This is a genomic window from Mangrovicoccus ximenensis (genome assembly GCF_003056725.1).
Taxonomy (GTDB): Bacteria; Pseudomonadota; Alphaproteobacteria; order Rhodobacterales; family Rhodobacteraceae; genus Mangrovicoccus; species Mangrovicoccus ximenensis.
In genome coordinates, this window is the sequence record NZ_QBKZ01000015.1 from 605,003 (window position 1) to 624,882 (window position 19,880).

Annotated in this window: 6 protein-coding genes and 3 pseudogenes; 5 read left to right on the top strand and 4 right to left on the bottom strand. The window is 68.0% G+C overall.

What is annotated here, in order from left to right; genetic code table 11:
* Positions 1–175: 175 nt before the first annotated feature.
* Positions 176–649 (bottom strand): annotated as a pseudogene (locus tag C7T91_RS36180) (PAS domain-containing protein); the annotation flags it as partial.
* 155 nt (positions 650–804) lie between these two features.
* Between C7T91_RS36180 and C7T91_RS36185 the strand changes: the two are divergent.
* On the top strand, positions 805–2,418 hold the full coding sequence (locus C7T91_RS36185) for a preprotein translocase subunit SecA (RefSeq protein WP_108260588.1): 1,614 nt from the start codon (positions 805–807) through the stop codon (positions 2,416–2,418).
* 949 nt (positions 2,419–3,367) lie between these two features.
* Here the strand turns inward: C7T91_RS36185 and C7T91_RS36190 are convergent.
* Both C7T91_RS36190 and C7T91_RS32740 read right to left on the bottom strand, forming a co-directional pair.
* Positions 3,368–3,481, bottom strand: a pseudogene (locus tag C7T91_RS36190) (IS5/IS1182 family transposase); the annotation flags it as partial.
* A 1,156-nt stretch (positions 3,482–4,637) separates the two neighbouring features.
* Positions 4,638–13,286 (bottom strand): annotated as a pseudogene (locus C7T91_RS32740) (calcium-binding protein); the annotation flags it as partial.
* A gap of 335 nt (positions 13,287–13,621) precedes the next feature.
* Here C7T91_RS32740 and C7T91_RS19010 point away from each other — a divergent pair.
* From C7T91_RS19010 to radC, 4 genes are all read left to right on the top strand, one after another.
* Positions 13,622–14,182, top strand: coding sequence for a toxin-activating lysine-acyltransferase (locus C7T91_RS19010; protein WP_108260589.1), 561 nt, complete (start codon positions 13,622–13,624; stop codon positions 14,180–14,182).
* Between the two features lie 376 nt (positions 14,183–14,558).
* Positions 14,559–16,493, top strand: coding sequence for a molecular chaperone DnaK (dnaK, locus tag C7T91_RS19015; protein ID WP_108260590.1), 1,935 nt, complete (start codon positions 14,559–14,561; stop codon positions 16,491–16,493).
* 75 nt (positions 16,494–16,568) lie between these two features.
* Positions 16,569–17,729: a molecular chaperone DnaJ gene (gene dnaJ / locus C7T91_RS19020; RefSeq protein ID WP_108260591.1), complete on the top strand. Its 1,161-nt coding sequence runs from the start codon at positions 16,569–16,571 to the stop codon at positions 17,727–17,729.
* Positions 17,730–17,822: 93 nt separating this feature from the next.
* Positions 17,823–18,584 carry a RadC family protein gene (gene radC, locus C7T91_RS19025; protein ID WP_108260592.1) on the top strand — a complete coding sequence of 254 codons (762 nt, stop codon included), beginning with the start codon at positions 17,823–17,825 and terminating at the stop codon, positions 18,582–18,584.
* A gap of 603 nt (positions 18,585–19,187) precedes the next feature.
* Here the strand turns inward: radC and C7T91_RS19030 are convergent.
* On the bottom strand, positions 19,188–19,877 hold the full coding sequence (locus C7T91_RS19030; RefSeq protein ID WP_201742146.1) for an SLC13 family permease: 690 nt from the start codon (positions 19,875–19,877) through the stop codon (positions 19,188–19,190).
* Between the last annotated feature and the right edge of the window lie 3 nt (positions 19,878–19,880).

Genomic DNA, 19,880 nt, shown 5'->3' on the forward strand with positions numbered 1-19,880 from the left:
GCAGCGCGGGGGCCGGCGCGTCTTCGCTGCGGCGGTTCTGCAGGGTGAGGCCGGTTTTCAGGAGCGGAGCGCTGGCGGGCTCGATGCCGGCGATCAGGGGCTCGACGCTCATTTCGGTGACGGAGAAGCGGCGGGGGGTGCGGCCGATCTCGCCGTCATAGACGAGGCAGCCAAGAGCGCGGCTGACATCGCCGAGATCGGATTTCAGGGGCAGGATGAGAAGCTGGGCTTCGTTCTGCGGCTTGCCGATGCCACGTTCGGCAAGAAGGTCGAACCGTGCAATGGACGGCTCCTCGAATACGTGTTCCAGCGCGTCGGATACCTGCCGGCGCGCGTCAGGTACGAAGAACGAGGTCAGCGGCATGCCGCGGACTTCCATGCCCATCAGGTCGTTCAGATGCATCCCGGCGAGGCGGAAGCGGGCCATTCCGGGCGCGATGCGCTCCAGGATGAACGCGAATTCCAGCGCCTTGTCGATGCCGCGCGGATCCACGTCCGAGCGGTTCGGAACCACCCGGCCATTGCGCAGGCCGTGCCAGTAGGCTTCCAGTTGTGAAATTGCGCTGTGCTGCATCGTAGATTTGTAGGATTTCAGAGATACGATGTCTTTATCCTGCGTCCCGTCGTTCGCCATGTCCCGCTCGTCCATTCCAATTTAACACATAAGCGATGCGACGCCTAAGAAGATTTGCGCGACCGTGGCGCGACGCATCAGGTTGAACCGAATGTGGCATGAATTTGAGACAATTGCCCTTGCTATCCTAATGATTGGTTAATGAATGACCCTTTCCTCGATGACCGGCTTTGCAGTTCAAGAGGTTGCGATCAGCGGCGAAACCTGGAGCTGGAGCCTGCGCGCCGCCGCCGCGCCGGGGCGGCGGCTCGAGCTGCGGCTGGCGGAGGGCTGCGAGGCACAGCATCGCGGCGGGCATTGCGCTGGCGCGCGAGGCCAGCGCGCGGGAAATCGGGCTGCGGCAGTACCGCTGCCAGATCCGCGGCGCGCTCGCCATGCTCGACGGCCGCCTGATCGAGATGGATACCGGCGAGGGCAAGACGATCACCGCCGGGCTCGCCGCCGCCACCGCGGCGCTCGCGGGCATTCCGGTGCATGTGATCACGGTCAACAACTACCTGGCCGAACGCGATGCCGAGACGCTCGCGCCGGTCTACCGGCGGCTCGGGCTGCGCGTCGGGGTCATCCTCGACGGCATGGACCGCCCCGCCCGGCGCGAAGCCTACCGCGCCTCGGTGACCTACGGGTCGAATTCCGAAATGGCCTTCGATTACCTGCGCGACCGGATCGGCTTCGGTGCCTCCGGGCCGAACGCGGTCGAAAGCCGCCTGCGCCGGATCGCCGATCCGGGCGCCGCGGCGGACGGCCCGGTGATGCGCGGGCTGCATTTCGCCATCGTCGACGAGGCTGACAGCGTCCTGGTCGACGAGGCGCGCACGCCGCTGATCATCTCGCGGATGAGCGATGCCGAGGAAGAGGCTGCCTGGGCGATGCGGGCGCTCGGTCTCGCGCAGGCGCTGGAGCGGGACATCGACTACCGGCTCGTCGCCGAGGAGCGCCGGGTGATGCTGACGGAGGAGGGCCGCGCGCGCATTGGCGAGCTCGTCGCGGAGGAGGACGGGCTCTGGCAGAGCGCGATCCGCCGCGAGGAAGTGGTCACCCAGGCGCTGAGCGTGCTGCACATCTTCAAGCGCGGCGACCAGTACCTGGTGCGCGACGGCAAGGTGCAGATCGTCGACGAATATACCGGCCACCTGCAGCCCGACCGCTCCTGGTCCGACGGGCTGCACCAGCTGGTCCAGGCCGCCGAGGCGGTCGAGATCACCGGCCAGAACCTCGCCGTGGCGCGGATGACCTACCAGCGGCTCTACCGCCGCTACGTCCACCTCTGCGGCATGACCGGCACGGCGCGCGAGGTCTCGGGCGAGCTGCGCGCGGTCTACGGGCTGGTCACCGAGCGGGTGCCGCCGCGCAAGCCGTCGCGGCTGCCGAGGTTGCGCGCCAGCGCCAGCGTCGCGCCGCGCTCGGGCGTGTCGGCCCAGATCTCCTTGGGATCGGCCTTCACCGAGCCGTCGGCCTGCAGCAGCGCGATGCCGTCGGCGGCCGAGGCGTATTGCGGCAGCGAGATGTCGCGGATCTCCACCGAGCTGACCATCGGCGCGAGCCGCAGCTCCGAGGTTGGCGCGTCGAGCAGGAACTGCGTCGGCGGCGTCGTGCAGGCGGCGGCGCCGAGGGCCAGCAGGAGCGGCAGGAAAGACAGTCGGTTCATGGGTCAGCGTCCCCGGATCAGCGCGGAAGGATTGCGTTCGATGGTGCGCGCGAGCGAGGTCACGGCGCGGGCCGCCTCGCGCATGTCGTTGATGGCCGCCAGCGTCTGCGCGTTGAAGCGCGACCGGTCGCCATAGGTGGCCAGCAGGCTCTCGCCGGTGGTCACCAGCCCGTTCAGCCGCGCCGTCAGGTCGGGCAGCGTCGCGGCGGCCGCAGATAGCGCATCGGCCGCCTCCGCCGCCGATTGCAGCGTGGCGTTGACGTTCTCGACCGTGCCGCCCTCGCGCAGTTCGGTGAGGCTGCGGGTCAGCTCGTCCAGCGTGCCGTTGAGCGAGCCGGGCAGGGCCATGGTCTCGGGCTGCGACAGGAAGCTGTCGGTCGTCGCGATGAGCGCATCGGCATTCGCCACCAGCTCCTCGACCGGCAGGGTGTCGGCCTTGGCCACCAGATCGGAGATCTGGTCGCGCAGCGCGGGCAGGCCCTCGGCGGTGCCCTCGATCGAGGCGGTGATCGCGTCGAGCCGCTCCAGCGCCGAAACCAGCGAGGCCACGCCTTCGGAATTGTTCACCTGGTCGATCACCTCGCGCAGGCTGCCCACGGCGGCCGCCAGCTCGCCCGGCAGCGCCTGCATCCCGTCGGAGCCGAGCAGCGTGCCGGCCTCGCTGAGCGTGCGGTTGATGTTGCCGGGCAGGGCCTGGGTCTCGGGCGATCTGCCGGGCCGGCGGCCCCGGCCTGCCGGCGCCGGATCGCCTCGCCTGAGTCCGCGGCGGGGGAGTTCGGGCCGCCGATCTTGCAACTGCTGCGGCGTCACGCCGAACTCGCGCGCGACGCTCGTCTGCGTGGCACCAGGTTCGGGCAGGCACACGACGGCCTTCTCCCTGACCTCGGCGGTGAACTGGCCGCAGGGCTGCCTGCTGGACGTGGTTCCTTTTCCCCGAGAGCAAGGCAACTCCCAGGTCAAGCTCACCAGGAACGGAGCAGCCGGGCCCGGACAGGTAGGCTTACCACGAAGCCGTTCGCCAGCGGGCTCGAACCGATGGCGCCTCTCTTGCTCGCCTTGGCGGAGCGGCATCTCGTGGAGGACCTGAGGACCTTGAGGATCAGGCAGACCTGGATCGCCGCGTCGCTGTCCGCCTGCTGGCGGCCGCGACGCCCGGACGGCACCGCGTCCCGCTGCATCGACGGATCGAACCAGACGCTTTCCCGAGGCCGCGGCTTGCCGTCCCTCTGACAGGCGCATGTCGTCGCTGACCGCATGTTTGGCCCCATGATCGCGGGGCGGGCGGCTGGGCCGGCGGCCTCTCCCGCGGCATTCTCCTTCGAGGGATGCGCCAGAGGGGCTGGCGCCGAGCCTCGGGAACGGGGGAGAGACCAAGTGCAGGCCGGCCTCTTCATCGGGCTGGATGTCCGCAAGGCGGCGATCGCGGTGGCCGCTGCGGCGGGAGGACGGGCGGCGAGGTCCGCCACCGGGGCACGGTCCCGAACCGGGCGGAGGCGGTCCGCCAACTGGCCGGGAGGCTGGGCGGCGAAGGCCGGCATCTTCGGTTCCGCCATGGCGCCGGGCCCTGCGGCCACGGGCTCCACCGGCAGCTGGCCGGGATGGGGCACGACGGCATCGTGATGGCGCCCGCGTTCGCGATCTCTCCCGAACCATGGCGTTCGATCGCTCACGCCCCGTGAAAGCTGGAGACCGCGTGAAGACGGACCGGCGGCCTGACCTGATGCGGTGGATGCCCCATCCAACGGCATCCAGGCTGCGCCCGTCGGCGAAGAGCAGCGTGCCGACGACGCCGTCCGCATCCGACGGCGGGTCGATCAGGGTCAGCCGGTCGTCGCCCCCCGCGATCGTCAGGATGATGTTGCCCCCGGCATCGCGCTTCGCCGCCACGTCCTCGAGCGCGATCCCGGCACCGAAGAGCACCGTGCCGAGCCCGTCCGAGGCGCCGCCGGCCTCGATCCGGTCCTGGCCGTCGCCGCGCGAGAATTCGTAGATGTCGCCGCCGCGCGCATCGAGGATCACGTCATTGCCGAGCCCGGGCCGGTAGATCTCGGAAAGCGGCGTGCCGGTCAGCAGGTCGTCGCCCTCGGAGCCCGAGCCATTGACCAGATCGAGAAGCGCGTCGCGGCTGAACGTGGTGCCGTCGCTGAAGGCCAGCTCCTCGATGGCGGCATTGCGCAGGATCAGGGCGTCCTCGCTGCCCTCGAAGGTCAGCAGCAGGTCGTTGCGCCCCTCCGCGAGACGCTCGATGCGCAATTCGTCCGGGCGGTAGCCGGTGATCTCCAGCCGGTCGCGGCCCTGCTCGTCCTCGATCACGTCCTGCCCGTCGCCGCGCGCGAAGAGGTAGAGGTCGTTGCCGCGTGCCCCGGCCAGCAGGTCGTCGCCCGCGCCGCCTTCGATCGTGTCGTCGCTGTCGCTGCCGCGCACCACGTCGCCGAGCGCGCTCTGCTGCGCCTCGATGGCCGCCTGGATCAGGTCGGATTTATCCCAGGCGATGCCGTCGCCGAAGAGGATCGCGGGAACGCCCGCATTGCCCAGGACGCCCGCCAGAACCACCTGCCCGCCATCGGGGAAGGCGAGGATCAGGTCGTCGCTGAGGGCGCCCGCGCGGCGCACCACGGTGTCGCGGCTCGACATGTCTGCGAGGCTCAGGACCGCAGAGGCGCCGCGCGCGGTTTCCACCCGGTCGATGCCGTTTCCGGCGCGGATCTCGGCGCGGCCGCCCTCGCCCAGGCGGATCAGGTCATGGCCCGCGCCCGGCAGCATCGGCATGCCCGCGACATAGCCCGCGCTGTCGAGGATGTCCTGCCCCTCGGTCGAACGGGTGCCGCGGATCTGCGCCCGCAGTTCGGCGATGCCGAGTTCGGTGCCGTCCTCGAAGACGAAGAGGTCGACCACGTCGGCGCGGTAGCCGCCGATCACCGCGATGCGCTCGCCGGTGGCGGCGAGACGGATCAGCAGGTCGCCGCCGATCTCCTCGAAGCTGACGGTGTCCGCCGTCACGCCGGTGCCGAAGACCAGCCGGTCGAAGCCTGCGCTGTCCTCGATGCTGTCGCTGCCGCCGCCATAGCCGAAGCGGTAGGTGTCGTCGCCGCCGAAGCCCCTGAGCGCATCCGAGCCGCCGCCGCCCGCGATCGTGTCGGCACGCGCATCGAGCCCGTCGAGCTGTTCGTCGTCGGCGCCGCCTTCGAGCATCCGGTCGATGATCCCGTCGAGCGTCAGAACGGTGCCGTCGGCGAAGCGGAATTCCTCCACCCGGTGCGTCCCCAGCCCGTCGGCGATGGTCAGCACGTCCGAGCCGTTGCCGAGATCGATCACCAGATCGGTGCCGGTCCGGGTCACCCGGAGCATGTCGCGGGTGACCGAAGCGCCGAACTGCACCCGGTCGATCACGCCGTCGGCGTCCGCGGCCTCCGCGATCCGGTCGAAATCGTAATCCGCGCCGAACGCATAGGTATCCGCCGCCGTGCCGCCCTTCAGCGTGTCGTCGCCCTGCCGCCCGTCAAGCGTGTTCGGCCCCGCGGGGTTGCCCTCGATCACGTTGTCGCCGCGGTTGCCGCCTTCGATCTGCAGGAGTTCCTCGACATCCGAGATCAGCAGGAAGGAGGCGTCGGAGAACTCGAACCGCTCCACCCCGTTGTCGAGGTCGCGGAACTGGTTGCGGATGCGCAGCGTGTCCGGCCGCTCGGCGACAGAGATCACCAGATCGTCGCCGTCCTTGGTGAAGACGACATTGTCGCGGGTGATGCCGGTGCCGAACTTCACCACGTCATCCACGGGGACCACGACGCCCTTGCGGTCGCCCCAGGCGGCCTGCACGCGGGTGTCGATGATCACGTCCTCGCCATAGCCCACGTCGAACAGGTAGGTGTCGCCGCCATCGGCGCCGATCAGCGTGTCGTCGCCGCCGCGCCCGTCGATGGTCTCGCCGAAATCCGAACCCAGGATGGTTTCGGCGCTGTCGTCGCCGACGAGATCCACGTCCTCGGGGTTGAAATCGGTGAAGCTCAGGCTGCGGTCGTCGAACTGGAAGGTCTCGACGGCAAAGCGCTGCTGGCCCGCACGGACATACTGGTTCTCCAGTACGATGCGGTCGCCGGTGCCCTCGATCGAGAAGATCAGGTCGAGCGCCGTGCGCGACACGCCGATCTGGTCCAGGGTGACGCCCATGAACTCGATCCGGTCGTTGCCGGCGGTGTCCATTACCGTGTCGGACCCGTAGCCCGGGCCGAAGACATAGGTGTCGCCCGCGCTCTGGCCCTCCAGCCGGTCATTGCCCGCACCGCCGTCGATCCGGTCGGCGATGGTCTCGAAGCCGTAGATCTCGTCGTCGCCATCGGTCCTGGCGATGTCGACATAGTGCTGCAGCAGCTTCAGGTAGTCCCAGACCGTGCCGTCGCCGAATTCGATCTCCTCGATCAGGTTGACGTAGCCGACCAGCAGGATCTCGTAGAGGAAATCGTCGAGGATGACCTCGTCCTCGGTCCCCGCCACGCGCAGCCTGAGCGTGTCGCTGTCGCCGTCGCGCAGGAATTCGATATCGGTCCAGCGCAGGTCGTCGCCGAAGCGCAGAAGGTCGTCCTTCGGGCCGAAGAGCGAGGAGGCGTAATCGAGGTCGAGCACCACGTCGCTGCCGTAGCCGCGGCCGTAGAGATAGGTGTCGAAGCCCGAGCCGCCGGTCAGGTAGTCGTCCCCCGCGCCGCCGTCGAGCGTGTTGTCGTTCAGCACGCCGTAGATCGCGTCGTCGCCCTCGGTCCTGGCATTGGCGATCACCTCGTCGACGATGGTTTCGAAATCGAGCACCGTGCCCTTCTCGAAGATGATCTTCTCGATCAGGTTCGGGGCGACGAAATCGAGCCCGTCATCGGCGCCGATCGCCTCGGAGAAGGCGCCGAGATTGAGCCGCAGCCCGCCGAACTGGCCGACCAGCTCGACCTTCTGGCCGGTGGGCGCGCCGTCGGCATCGAGGATCGAGATCACCAGGTTCGTGCTCGCCCCGTCGCGGGTCAGCCGGATCCGGTCCTGGGTGATGTCGCCGCGGAACATCAGGAAGTCCATTCCGGCCTTGACCGGGCCGAAGGAGAAGCCGCCCAGATCGTCGATGACGTCGCTGCCGTCGCCTTCCTCGATGATGTAGGTGTCGCCGCCGACCCCGCCCGAGAGATAATCGTTGCCCTTGCCGCCGAACAGGATGTCGCCCGAGCCCGAGCCGTAGTAGGCGTCCGCCTCGTCCTCGGCGGCGCGGTCGAAATCCACTACCGCGAAGGACATGCGGTAGCGGTCCCAGACAACGCCGTCGGCGAAGACGATCTCCTCCACCCCGGTCTGAAGCCGCGTGCCGTCATTGAGGATCGGGTTCAACTCGCCGAGGAACTGGTCGGTCAGCCGCAGGAAATTGGCGCCGTCATTGTACCAGAGGATCAGGTCCTCGCCGTCGCGCACCGCGCGGACCTCGTCCGAACGCAGATGGGCGAAGCGGAGCTGGTCATGGTCGCCGAGGTCGCGGTCGAGGATGTCGTCGTCCCCGGCATCGCGCCCGACGACATAGACATCGACCTGCGTGCCCTGTTCGAAGACCTCGGCACCGGCCTCGAAGCTGCCGATCACCGACTGGTCGCCGCCGGTGAGGTAGAAGAAGTTCACCCCGTCATGGCCGCGCACTTCGGTGTCTCCGGGCGCATGCCGGACAAGCCGGGTCTCGTCGATGGCGAAGGCATTGGCGATGGCCGGCAGGTCGAGGTCGATCCCGACATTCTCGTAGGCGGCGACCAGCATCTGCAGCACGAAGGGCTGGTCGAGCCCGACGGTCGCGTCGAAGAAGTAGTCCTTGTCCGCCGGGCGGTAGTCCGGATAGATCGCCGCCATCACCGCCTGCCACTGCTGCAGGTAGTCATAGACCGCGTCGTTCTCGTTGCTGCCCGGAGCGCCCGCGAAGATCGCCTCGAACATCGGCGCCAGCTCGCGGTCGGTGGTCGGGCGGTAGAGGTCGGTTTCGGCATCGTATTCGATGCCCTGCGCGAAATCCGCGAGCCCGTCCTGAAGCGCGAGCCGCACCGCGATGCGGCGGCTGATCAGCACGTATTGCTGCATCGACAGGCCGACCAGCTCGATCATCGGCTCGATGACCGAGACGTACTGCGCCTCCGACGCGGTGTAGCTGCCGCCCTCGACCGTGCGGTAGTCGATCAGCCCGGTATCGCTGTCGAGCGTCGCGGAGAGCATCTCCTCGTGGAACTCGATCCCGGCGAGGCTGGTGGCGAAATGGAACTGGCCCGGGGTCAGCAGCTCGACGCGGTAGGTGCTGTCGTCGGAGGAACCCACCTCGTCGAGCGTCGCGAAATCGACGGCATAGTTGCGCAGGTTGAACTCGCGGCTATCGCCGGTCTTGAACTGCAGCTCCAGCGCGCGGTCGAGATTGCGCGCCCAGACGAAGAAGGACCCGTCGCGGTCAGTGACCTCGACGGTGTAGTCGACCGGGATGCCGTCGGTGACGCGGACGCCGATGGTCTCCACCTCGATGGCGGCATGGGGGTTCCAGGAGATGTTCTCGACGCGCCATTCCTGGCCCGCATCCTTCGCCAGCGCGAGGATGTCCGCGACGGCGGGCGCGGCGATCAGGTTGCCGGCGGCATCGGTGACGGCGCGGCCCGAGGCCAGCCGCCAGCTGCCGTCCGCGTTCTGCACGCCGTAATCGTCGATCACCGCGCGGCCCTCGACGAGCCGCATAAGATAGGGCGCGTTCTCGCGGAACTGCACCTCCTGCCCGCGCGAGGCCGGCGACCAGGCCTGTTCCAGCTGCCAGTGCTGCCCCTCGGCGGTGGCCTGCGCCAGCAGGTCTTCCAGCGCCGGGCGGGCGATGACCGTGCCGGTGGCATCGCGGATCGGATCGCCGCTCGCGAGCGTCCAATAGCCGCCCGCGGCATCCTCGGCATAGATGCCGCGATCGGCCAGCGTTACCTTGCCGTCGGCATCCGTCGCCAGGAGCACCGGGATCAGCTCCCGCGTGGTCTCCATCGTCTGGCCCCAGTAGCTCAGCACCGGGCCGACCTGTTCGCGCAGCTTCAGGTAGTCGGGCTCGGTCATCGACGCGGCCGTCTCGGCGAGGATCAGCCCCAGCTCGATATCGTTGGCGGCGGCGACCGGGAGATCGGTCATCGAGCCGTAGCCGCGGCTTTCGACCAGCCCGTCCTGCTGCCAGGCCGCAAGGCCCGACTCCCCGGCATAGCGGGTATAGGTCTCGAAGCTCTCGAAGATCGCCTCGAACATGCGGCGCTCCTCGCCGCTTTCCAGCGCCACCATGCCGGTCGCCAGAAGGTCGGCGCCCTGCGGCGTCGTGATGTCCAGGGGCGCGGCACCGAGGTCGATCGAGACGATGCCGAGTTCGTCCAGCGAGAAGAGCTCGCCCGCATCCGTCCGGCCATCGGCATCGAGGTCGCGCCAGACCTGCAGGCTGCCCCAGACCAGATCCGCCGCGGTGATCTTTCCGTCGCCGTTGCCGCCGTTTTCGGCCAGATCATGCGCGCCGAGCTCGCCGTAGCCGCCCTCGAATTGCGAGCCGAACATCTCGGAAATGTCGTCGATCCGGCCGTTGTCGTTCAGATCCTGCACGAGGAAGCCGTCATCGCCGTCGAGCCAGCCGGTCAACTCGGCGAAGAGATCGCGGTCGAGGTCGAAATACACCGAGCCGGCCTCGGCCGCGACGGTCTCGATGCCGTCGCCGTCGAGATCGATCACCAGCGGATCGGCCCCCGCCGCCCAGAGGCTGGCCTTGGCATAGCGCACCGCGGCGCCGGCCAGCCAATGCGCGGCATCCGCCAGCATCAGCGCGTCATAGGCGGTGAACAGGAAATTCGCGACCGGCGAGGCCTTGATCACCTGCTCGGCCACCGCGCCGATCCCGCCCATGATCGTCGAAAAGACGTTCGGGAAATTGAACAGCATCCCGAAATCGCCGACATCGTCCACAAGGCTGGCCGCATAGCTCTTGATCCCGCCCAGGTCCTCCCACCAGGGGCCGTCGAAGGTGTCGGTGCTGACGAAGCTGTAGTCGCGCACCGTCTGGAAGCCGATGAAATCGACATTGCCGTCGCCGAGATCCACCGAGCTGGCCACCGACTGCCCGGTGGCGATGCGGAACAGGAGATCGGTCATGTTGGCCAGCGTCAGCACGGTCGCGCCGCTCTCGGGGTCCTTCGCCGCGATATAGACGATGTTCGGCAGCCAGGTGTCGAAGAAGGTCCGCGCCAGCCCGCCGACCGAGGCGGTGGTGACCAGCGCGAAATAGGTGAAGCCGTTGGCGACGGCATCCATCACGTCCTTGCTGCCGGTCGCGGCGCCGAGCAGGAAGGACACCGAAGTGCCCGAAGCATCGCCCCCGGTCAGCGGCACGCCATAGAAGCTGAGGATGTCGTTCTTCTGCGGGTCGTAGATCGTGGTGTTCGGCGCGAACCAGAAATGGTCGGCATTCGCGCCGCCATCATTGTCGGGGAAGCTGGTGATGCCGCCGCCGGCCTCGGTGTAGCCGGTGAAGGTGTCGCCGTAGAGTTCGCCGCCATAGCTGGTGTTTATGATCAGGTCGCGGCCCGGCCCGCCGGCGGTCTTCACCGCCTCGCCGCCGGTGACGATGACGATGTCGTTGCCCTCGCCGGCATCGACGCGCAGGTCGCCCGGTGCGACCGAACTGATCCAGATGACGTCGCTGCCGCCCTTGGCGCGGATGTCTCCGCTGCCGGAATGGGTGCCCTCGTCGAAGCTGTTCAGAACGAAGCGGTCGGAGAAATCGGTCAGCTCGACATTCTCGACCCCGGTGAAGGTCACCTTGTCGTCGGGCACCGCCAGATCCTCGGCCAGGAGCAGCGCCGCCACCGCCAGCGGCTGGCCGATGCCGAGGAAATTCGTCGCCAGATAGGCGTATTCCAGTCCCGGCGCTGCGATCTGCACGCTGCCGTTATGGTAGAACACGCCCTGGCTGCCGAAGAGCGACAGCTCGCGCGGGTCGAAGCGGATCGTGTCGCCTTCCTCCGGCGCCGCGCCGAGATCGATGGCCACCGGCTCGCGGAAGAGGTCGAGCCAGCTTTCCTTGCCGACGGAGAGTTCGTCCGCCCCGTCGCCGAAGCTGACCGTCTCGGTGCCGAAGACGATGTCCTCGACCGCGTTGCCCATGCCGTCGGTGCCGGCCATGCGCAGCTGCACGGTGAGCTGGTCGAGGATGCCGAAGCCCTCGGCCGAAATGTCGGGGGAAATGGTCAGCTCGATCTTCGCGCCCTGGGGCCCGTCATAGCGCGCCTCGTCCGCGCCGTCGCCGCCGATCACCACGTTGCGCCCCGCCCCGGCCGCGATCGTGTCGTCGCCCATGCCGCCGATCACGACATCGTCGCCCGCGCCGCCCTCCAGGTCGTCCTCGCCGCCGCCGCCCATGAGCAGGTCGTCGCCGGTGGTGCCGATCACCGTCTCGCTCTCCGCGTTGCCGATGAACACGTCGACCCCGCCCTCGGCCGGACCGAAGGGCCGTTCGGGCAGCAGGAAATAGGTGGCGTCGTTGCGGCTGCGCAGATGGAACCGGTCGAAGACATCGGCCGAGCCCGCCTGCCAGCCGATCCGCGCCAGATCCTCGAGGCTGGAGATCCCGGTCCAGCGCAAAAGCGTATCGAGCCAAGTCTCGTCGGCCTGGGCGAAGACGGCATCGCGGAAGTTGTCGATATTGACCGGCTCGAGCCGCGTGCCGAGGCCGAGCTGGTCCTTCCACAGCATCTCGGAGCCGTCGAAGGTCAGGATCGTCTCCTCGGGGTTCAGCGCCAGAACGCCCTGCCGCGCGACATCGTTCTCTTCGACATCGCCGATCGCCAGCGCCCCGGCATATTGCACCGCGAAATCCGCCAGCGTTTCGGTCACGGTCTTCCAGGTCAGGCCCGGCCCGAGCAGCCCGAGCGTCAGCTCGAAGCTCAGCAGGTCGGAATAGACATCGGCCGGCTCCCCGGCCATCACCGTTCCCAGCTCGCCCGCATCGCCGAACATCGCCCAGATCGCCGTGTCGCCGAAGGGCCGCTCCCCGGCATCGAGCGCCGAATAGGCGATGGCCGACTGCATCGACTGCGCCTCGGAGCCGAGCGTGCCGACCGTGGCGCCGATCCCGGGAATGGTCGCCGCGATCTCGGCATCGAAGAACGCGTCCCAGAGCGCGGTGCCGACCGGCACCCAGTCGGTCCGGCCGTTGTCGCGCGCCCAGATCAGCGCGGTCAGCAGCGCCATGGAATGCAGCACCAGCGGATCGCGGAACCCGCCATTGCTGTCGATCGTGTCATAGGGGCTGCCGAGGAGCAGGCGCACCGCCGACAGGAACTCGCCCGTGGTGGCCAGCGCCTCCACCCCGGAGGCATCGACCGCGGGCGGCATCGTGCCGAGGAAGAACCGGTCGCGCACCGCCTGGTCCTGCAGCGCCAGCTGGTAGAGATCCGCGGCGGCGGATTCATAGGGCATGTGGTCGAAGATCACCGCATCCATGCCGTAGACGGCGGCCACGAAGCCGCCGAGCCCGCCGCCCAGCGAATGGCCCGCCGTGCCGGCCCGCGCCGGGTCGGTGCCCTCGGCCGCGAGGATCTCGCCGTAGAAATCCAGCGCCAGCACCATCTGGCCGCTGTCCGTGCCCGACAGCCCCAGCGCCGCGGTCCAGCCGTTCCAGGCATCGCGCAGGATCGGCACGCCGCCGGTCTCGGGGTTCCAGAAATTCGGGTTGGTGCCGCGGAAGGACAGGATCAGGTCCCCGCCGACCGCCGCGATGCCGCTGGTGTCATAGGCAATCGCGTAGAAGCCCTCGTCCTGCCAGGCGGCATAGAGGCTGCCATCCGGGTCGATCCCGCCGAGGCCGAGGATGCCCGCCTCGCCGATCCGGTCGCTCTCCGCCAGCCGGACCACGTCGTCATAGTCGCGGTTGTAGACATCCAGCGACAGGATCGCGAGATACAGATCCCTCGTCAGCGCCATGGCGGAATGTCCTTCCCTGCGGGCCATGCTCCCGGCCGCCCGGGCAGGCAATCCGGCACGGTCCCGAGCACGGCGGGACGGCCCCGCCGCGATGGCGCGCCCTGCCTCCCCGCAGGCCGGAACTGGCGTTCTCCGAACGTGTTCACGTCATTGTTAACTACACATTCACGCTGCGGCAACTTTCCATTTCCGCGGAAGCGGCCCCCGGCGCTGCCAATCCCGGTATTCCATGCCGCGCGGCGTGACGGAGGCGCGCGGCGCTTGACAGGCCGGGCCTGTCCCCGTTCCCTGAGGACCGGAACCGGCCGCGGCCGGAAAGGCGCGGTGCGGCAGGCACCGCAGGCAGGACGGGAGGCCGGAGAATGAGCGACGCGACGGACCAGGGCGGCAGCGGAGCGCCGGACGGCATCGACCCCGAGACCCTGCGCCGGATTTCGGGGCTGCGCACCGCGCTGCGCGAGAATTTCGGCAAGGTGACGATGGCGATGATGATGCTGCCGCGCTACCGCTCGCAGATGCTCGGCGACCTGCAGCACCTGGTGCTCGACCCGATGCTGCAGGACCGGATCGCCGTCGCCTATGCCGGGGCGGAGCCTGCGCCGGGCCAGGACATGGCGGGCTTCGCGATCTGGGCCAGCGTCTCCGGGGAGGTCGATGCCGCGATCCGCGAGCAGATCGCCAACGGCGTCTTTCCGGTGCGGCTGAAGCCCGCCGACTGGACCAGCGGCAAGATCAACTGGCTTCTGGACGTGGTGGCGCCCGATCCGGCGACGACGGCCACGGTGATCGGCAATTTCCGCAAGGTGGCCAAGGAGGGCGAGCTGCGCCTGCATCCGCTGATCACCCGGCTGGTCGATGCCGAGACCCTCGAGAAGATGGGCGCGCGCCGCTCGCCCGCCCCGGCCGGCGCCGGAGCGACCTGACGCGTCACCGGCCGCACCAGCGGCGCCGCCGCGACGACCGCCCGGACCTCCTTGAGGATCGCGGCCTGCCCTTCGGGCGGCACCGCCCCGGGAAACACCGCCACGCCCCCCAGATCGAGCGGCGCACCGGAAAACAGGTCGGACATGGCCCTCCTCCCGCTCTGGCCGGCCGGACCGCGAACCCGTCCCTGCGGCGCGGCCGGCAATGAAGAATCCTGCATGGCAGATCGCTTGCAGCGTCAGGGACACCTCCCTATATACCGGTCAGTCAGCCCCGATGCACGGTTCCGTGACTGAAGGGCAAAGCTATCAGGGATCGGGGATCGGCGCCTTGACGGGCCAGCCCCGCACATCGCCAGAGAAGAGGTAAGACAGCATGGCTAAAGTCATCGGCATCGACCTGGGGACCACCAACTCCTGCGTGGCCATCATGGACGGCTCCGCTGCCCGCGTGATCGAAAACGCGGAAGGCGCGCGCACCACCCCCTCGATCGTCGCATTCACCGACAACGAACGTCTCGTCGGCCAGCCGGCCAAGCGCCAGGCGGTCACGAACCCCGAAGCGACCATCTTCGCGGTCAAGCGCCTGATCGGCCGCCGCGTCACCGACGCGGAAGTGACCAAGGACAAGAACATCGTCCCCTACTCCATCGTCGACAGCGGCAATGGCGACGCATGGGTCGAGGCACGCGGCGAAAAGTATTCGCCCTCCCAGATTTCCGCCTTCATCCTGCAGAAGATGAAGGAAACCGCCGAGTCGTATCTCGGCGAGCAGGTGACCCAGGCGGTCATCACCGTTCCGGCCTATTTCAACGACGCACAGCGCCAGGCCACCAAGGACGCGGGCAAGATCGCCGGCCTCGAGGTCCTGCGGATCATCAACGAGCCGACCGCGGCCGCGCTGGCCTATGGCCTCGACAAGAAAGAGTCGCGCACCATCGCGGTCTATGACCTCGGCGGCGGCACCTTCGACGTCACCATCCTGGAGATCGACGACGGCCTGTTCGAAGTGAAATCGACCAACGGGGACACCTTCCTCGGCGGCGAAGACTTCGACATGCGGATCGTCCAGTACCTGGCCGACGAGTTCAAGAAAGAGCACTCGGTCGACCTGACCAAGGACAAGATGGCGCTGCAGCGCCTGAAGGAAGCCGCCGAAAAGGCCAAGATCGAGCTCTCCTCCAGCCAGCAGACCGAGATCAACCAGCCGTTCATCTCGATGTCGCCGAATGGCGGCCAGCCGCTGCACATGGTCATGAAGCTGACCCGTGCCAAGCTGGAGTCGCTGGTGAGCGACCTGATCAAGGCGTCGATGAAGCCCTGCGCAGCCGCCCTCAAGGATGCCGGGCTCTCCACCTCGGACATCGACGAGGTCGTTCTCGTCGGCGGCATGACCCGCATGCCGAAGGTCATCGAGGAAGTGACCAAGTTCTTCGGCAAGGAGCCGCACAAGGGCGTCAACCCGGATGAAGTCGTCGCCATGGGCGCCGCGATCCAGGCAGGCGTGCTGCAGGGCGACGTGAAGGACGTGGTTCTGCTCGACGTGACTCCGCTGTCGCTGGGCATCGAGACCCTGGGCGGCGTCTTCACCCGCCTGATCGACCGCAACACCACGATCCCGACCAAGAAGTCCCAGATCTTCTCCACCGCCGAAGACAACCAGAACGCGGTGACGATCCGGGTCTTCCAGGGCGAGCGGGAAATGGCGGCCGACAACAAGCTGCTGGGCCAGTTCAACCTGGAGAACATCCCGCCGGCGCCGCGCGGCATGCCGCAGATCGAGGTCATCTTCGACATCGACGCCAACGGCATCGTGCACGTGACCGCCAAGGACAAGGGCACCGGCAAGGAGCAGAAGATCACCATCCAGGCCTCGGGCGGCCTCTCGGATGACGAGATCGAACAGATGGTCCGCGACGCCGAGGCGAATGCCGAGGCCGACAAGGAGCGCAAGGATCTGGTGGAAGCCACGAACCAGGCCGAAAGCCTGATCCACTCCACCAAGCGCTCGCTCGAAGAGCATTCCGACAAGGTCGACCCGACCACCGTCGAAGCGATCGAGCTGGCGATCTCCGCTCTGGAAGACGTGATGGGCTCGGGCGACGCGTCCAAGATCCGCTCGGGCATCCAGAACGTCACCGAAGCCTCGATGAAGCTCGGCGAAGCGATCTACAAGTCGCAGCAGGCCGATGGCGGCAAGGACGGCGACGCGGACTTCGATCCGGATGCCTCCGAAGCGAAGCGCGACGGTGCGGATGACGACATCGTCGATGCCGATTTCGAGGATCTCGGCGAGGACAAGCGCTCCTAAGCCGCGTCCTTCTTTCCTGGAACCGGTCCGGCCCGCCGGGCCGGTTCCGTGCGTTTTCGAGAGGGATAGCAGCCCATGGCGAAACGAGACTATTACGACGTGCTGGGGGTATCCCGGGGGGCCTCGGCAGACGAGATCAAGAAGGCCTACCGCAAGAAGGCCAAGGAACATCACCCCGACCGCAATGCCGACAACCCCGACTCCGAAGCCAAGTTCAAGGAAGCGAACGAGGCCTACGAGGTCCTGAAGGATGCCGACAAGAAGGCAGCCTATGACCGCTTCGGCCACGCGGCCTTCGAAGGCGGCATGGGCGGCGGCGGACGTCCCGGCGGCGGAGCCGGCCCGGGCAACGGCGATTTCGCCTCGGCCTTCTCCGACGTCTTCGACGACCTGTTCGGCGACTTCATGGGCGGCCAGCGCGGCCAGGGCGGCGGACGCCGCCAGCGCGCGGTGCGCGGCGCCGACCTGCGCTACAACCTGCGGGTCACGCTGGAAGATGCCTTCAAGGGCATGCAGAAGACCATCAGCGTTCCGACGGCCGTCCCTTGCGGCGTCTGCAACGGCACCGGGGCCGAAGGCGGCGCCGAACCGGTCAACTGCCCGACCTGCAACGGCATGGGCAAGGTCCGCGCCCAGCAGGGTTTCTTCACCGTCGAACGCTCCTGCCCGAGCTGCGGCGGCGTCGGCCAGATCATCAAGAACCCCTGCGGCACCTGCCACGGCCAGGGCCGGGTGGAGAAAGAGAAGGCGCTGTCGGTCAACATCCCTGCCGGGGTGGAAACCGGGACCCGCATCCGGCTTGCCGGCGAAGGCGAGGCCGGGCTGCGCGGCGGTCCGACCGGCGACCTCTACATCTTCATCGAGGTCACCGACCATCCGCTGTTCCAGCGCGAAGGCACGAACCTGTTCTGCCGCGTGCCGGTGTCGATGACCGCGGCCGCGCTCGGCGGCGACATCGAGGTGCCGACCATCGACGGCGGCCGCTCGCGGGTGAAGGTCCCGGCCGGCAGCCAGTCGGGCCGCCAGATGCGCCTGCGCGGCAAGGGCATGCCCGCCCTGCGCGGCGGCAATGCCGGCGACATGTTCATCGAGATGGTGGTCGAGACCCCGGTCAACCTGACCTCCAAGCAGAAGGACCTGCTGAAGGAGTTCGAACGGCTCAGCGAGGACAACAACCCGCAGGCCAACAGCTTCTTCGACTCGGTCAAGAGCTTCTGGGACAGCATGAAGGGCTGAGACGCCCAAGGGAGGCCGGGTATTCCCGGCTTCCCGCCCCCCGGTTACGTCCGATTAACTTAAAATTCAGCGAGTCCGCGCCATTCCGGAGGCATGAAAGAGCCGCCCGAATTCCGCGAACCGATGCTTCCCCTCTTCGAGGGGCAGGAGCTGTTCGTCACCGGCTCCCGCGCGAAGGCGCTCCCTTCCTACATCAAGGACCACCGCCAGCGGCTGCGGCAGCGTTTCATGGAAGGCGGGGCGCAGGCGATGCCGGATTACGAGATGCTGGAGCTGATCCTGTTCCGCGCCATTCCGCGCTGCGACGTGAAACCGGTCGCGCGGCGGCTGCTCGACACGTTCGGCGATTTCGCCCGGGTGCTGACCGCGCCGAAGGAACGGCTGATGCAGGTGCGTGGCGTCGGCGAGGCTGTGGTGGTCGAGCTGAAGATCGTCGAGGCGGTGAGCCACCGGCTGGCGCGCGCGAAAGTGATGAAGCGCCATGTCGTCAGTTCCTGGGACGCGCTGCTCGACTATTGCCACACGACCATGTCGCATCTGGAGACAGAGCAATTCCGCGTGCTCTATCTCGACCGCAAGAACGTGCTGATCGCCGACGAGGAGCAGGCGCGCGGCACCGTGGACTATGTCCCGGTCTATCCCCGCGAAGTGGTCAAGCGCGGGCTGGAACTGAACGCCTCCGCCCTGATTCTGGTGCATAATCATCCCTCTGGCGACCCGACGCCCTCGGAATCGGACATCTCGATGACCATGAAGATCATGCATGCCGCCGATGCGCTCGGCATCGTGCTGCATGACCATCTGATCATCGGAAAATCGACCGAGCTGAGCTTCCGCAGCGCCGGCTATCTCTGATCCGGCAGGATGCTGCATCGCAGCCCGATTACTTGACACATTTGGTCAAGTTTCATAGCTTCGCGCCAAAGCGCCTCCGCCAGCCCACCGATCCGTCGACGCCAGTCCGCCGCGCTCCCCTTATTTCCAGCCGCTTCGCAGCGCCCCGGTCCCGCCGGGCCTGTTGCCTTGCGGAAAGCCCGGAGCCAAACATGGACCAGTCCCCGTCCCGCCCGACCGACAGCCTCGACGGCCTGCAGATGGCCCAGCTGGACACTCCGCCGGCGGCAGCGCCTGCCGACTCCGCGCCGGCCGGCTCCGGCGCCCCTGCCGCTCCGGCAGACAGTCCCGAAACTCCGGACTGCGGGACGAACCAATTGGAGGGGCCTGCCCGGCGAAGACCGGGGCGTTTCGCCGCCCCGGATCGTGCATCCGCCGGGAGGCCAAGGCGGCGCTGTCCGGCGGCACCCGCTTCCCTGCGAACCGGCGCTGGCGCCTTTCTCAGATCGGCTGCCGGAAACCCGGAGCGGCGAGGGCCGCCATTGCTCCCCTTGGGGGAGAGGCAGCGCGCCCAAGGTGCCGGCCATGCCGGACCAAGGCGCGCCGCCGGGGGGCGCTGCCTTTTCAGAACAGTCCGAACAGGGCGCCGGCTGCCAGCAGGACCAGCGAATAGGCCCACATGACCAGGATCGATCCGCGGATATGGCGCCCGATCTCGGCACGTGCCAGGCCGATGGCCAGCCACATGGCAGGCGAAAACGGGCTGATGAAGGTGCCGACGATATTGCCGATCACCAGCGCATGCACCGTTGCGGCCGCCGGCACGCCCGCCGGGGTCGTGATTTCCAGCACAACCGGCAGCAGGCCGAAATAATAGGCGTCGGTGGACAGCACCAGCTCGATCGGCAGCGCGACGAGCCCCAGCAGCAGATGCAGCACCGGCACCGCGCTTTCGGGAAGGGCCGAGACCAGCGCGCCCGCCATCGACCGCAGCATGCCGCTGCCGTCCATGATGCCGAGGAAGCTGCCTGCCGCGAGGATGATCGCCCCCATGGTCAGTGCCGAGCTGGCATGGGCGCGGATCCGGTCCATCTGGATGTCGACCTGCGGATAGTTCACCACCATCAGCACCGACAGCCCGATCATGAAGACATAGGCGGCGGGCAGGATGCCGCTGATCAGCGTGGCCAGGACCAAGAGGAAGATCGCCGCATTGGCCCAGACCAGCTTCGGCCGCAGCAGCGCGGCCTCGGCTTGGCTCAGGGCGGAGCCTGCGGCGGCATCGCCGAAATCCGCACGGCGCTGGCGCGCCACCTC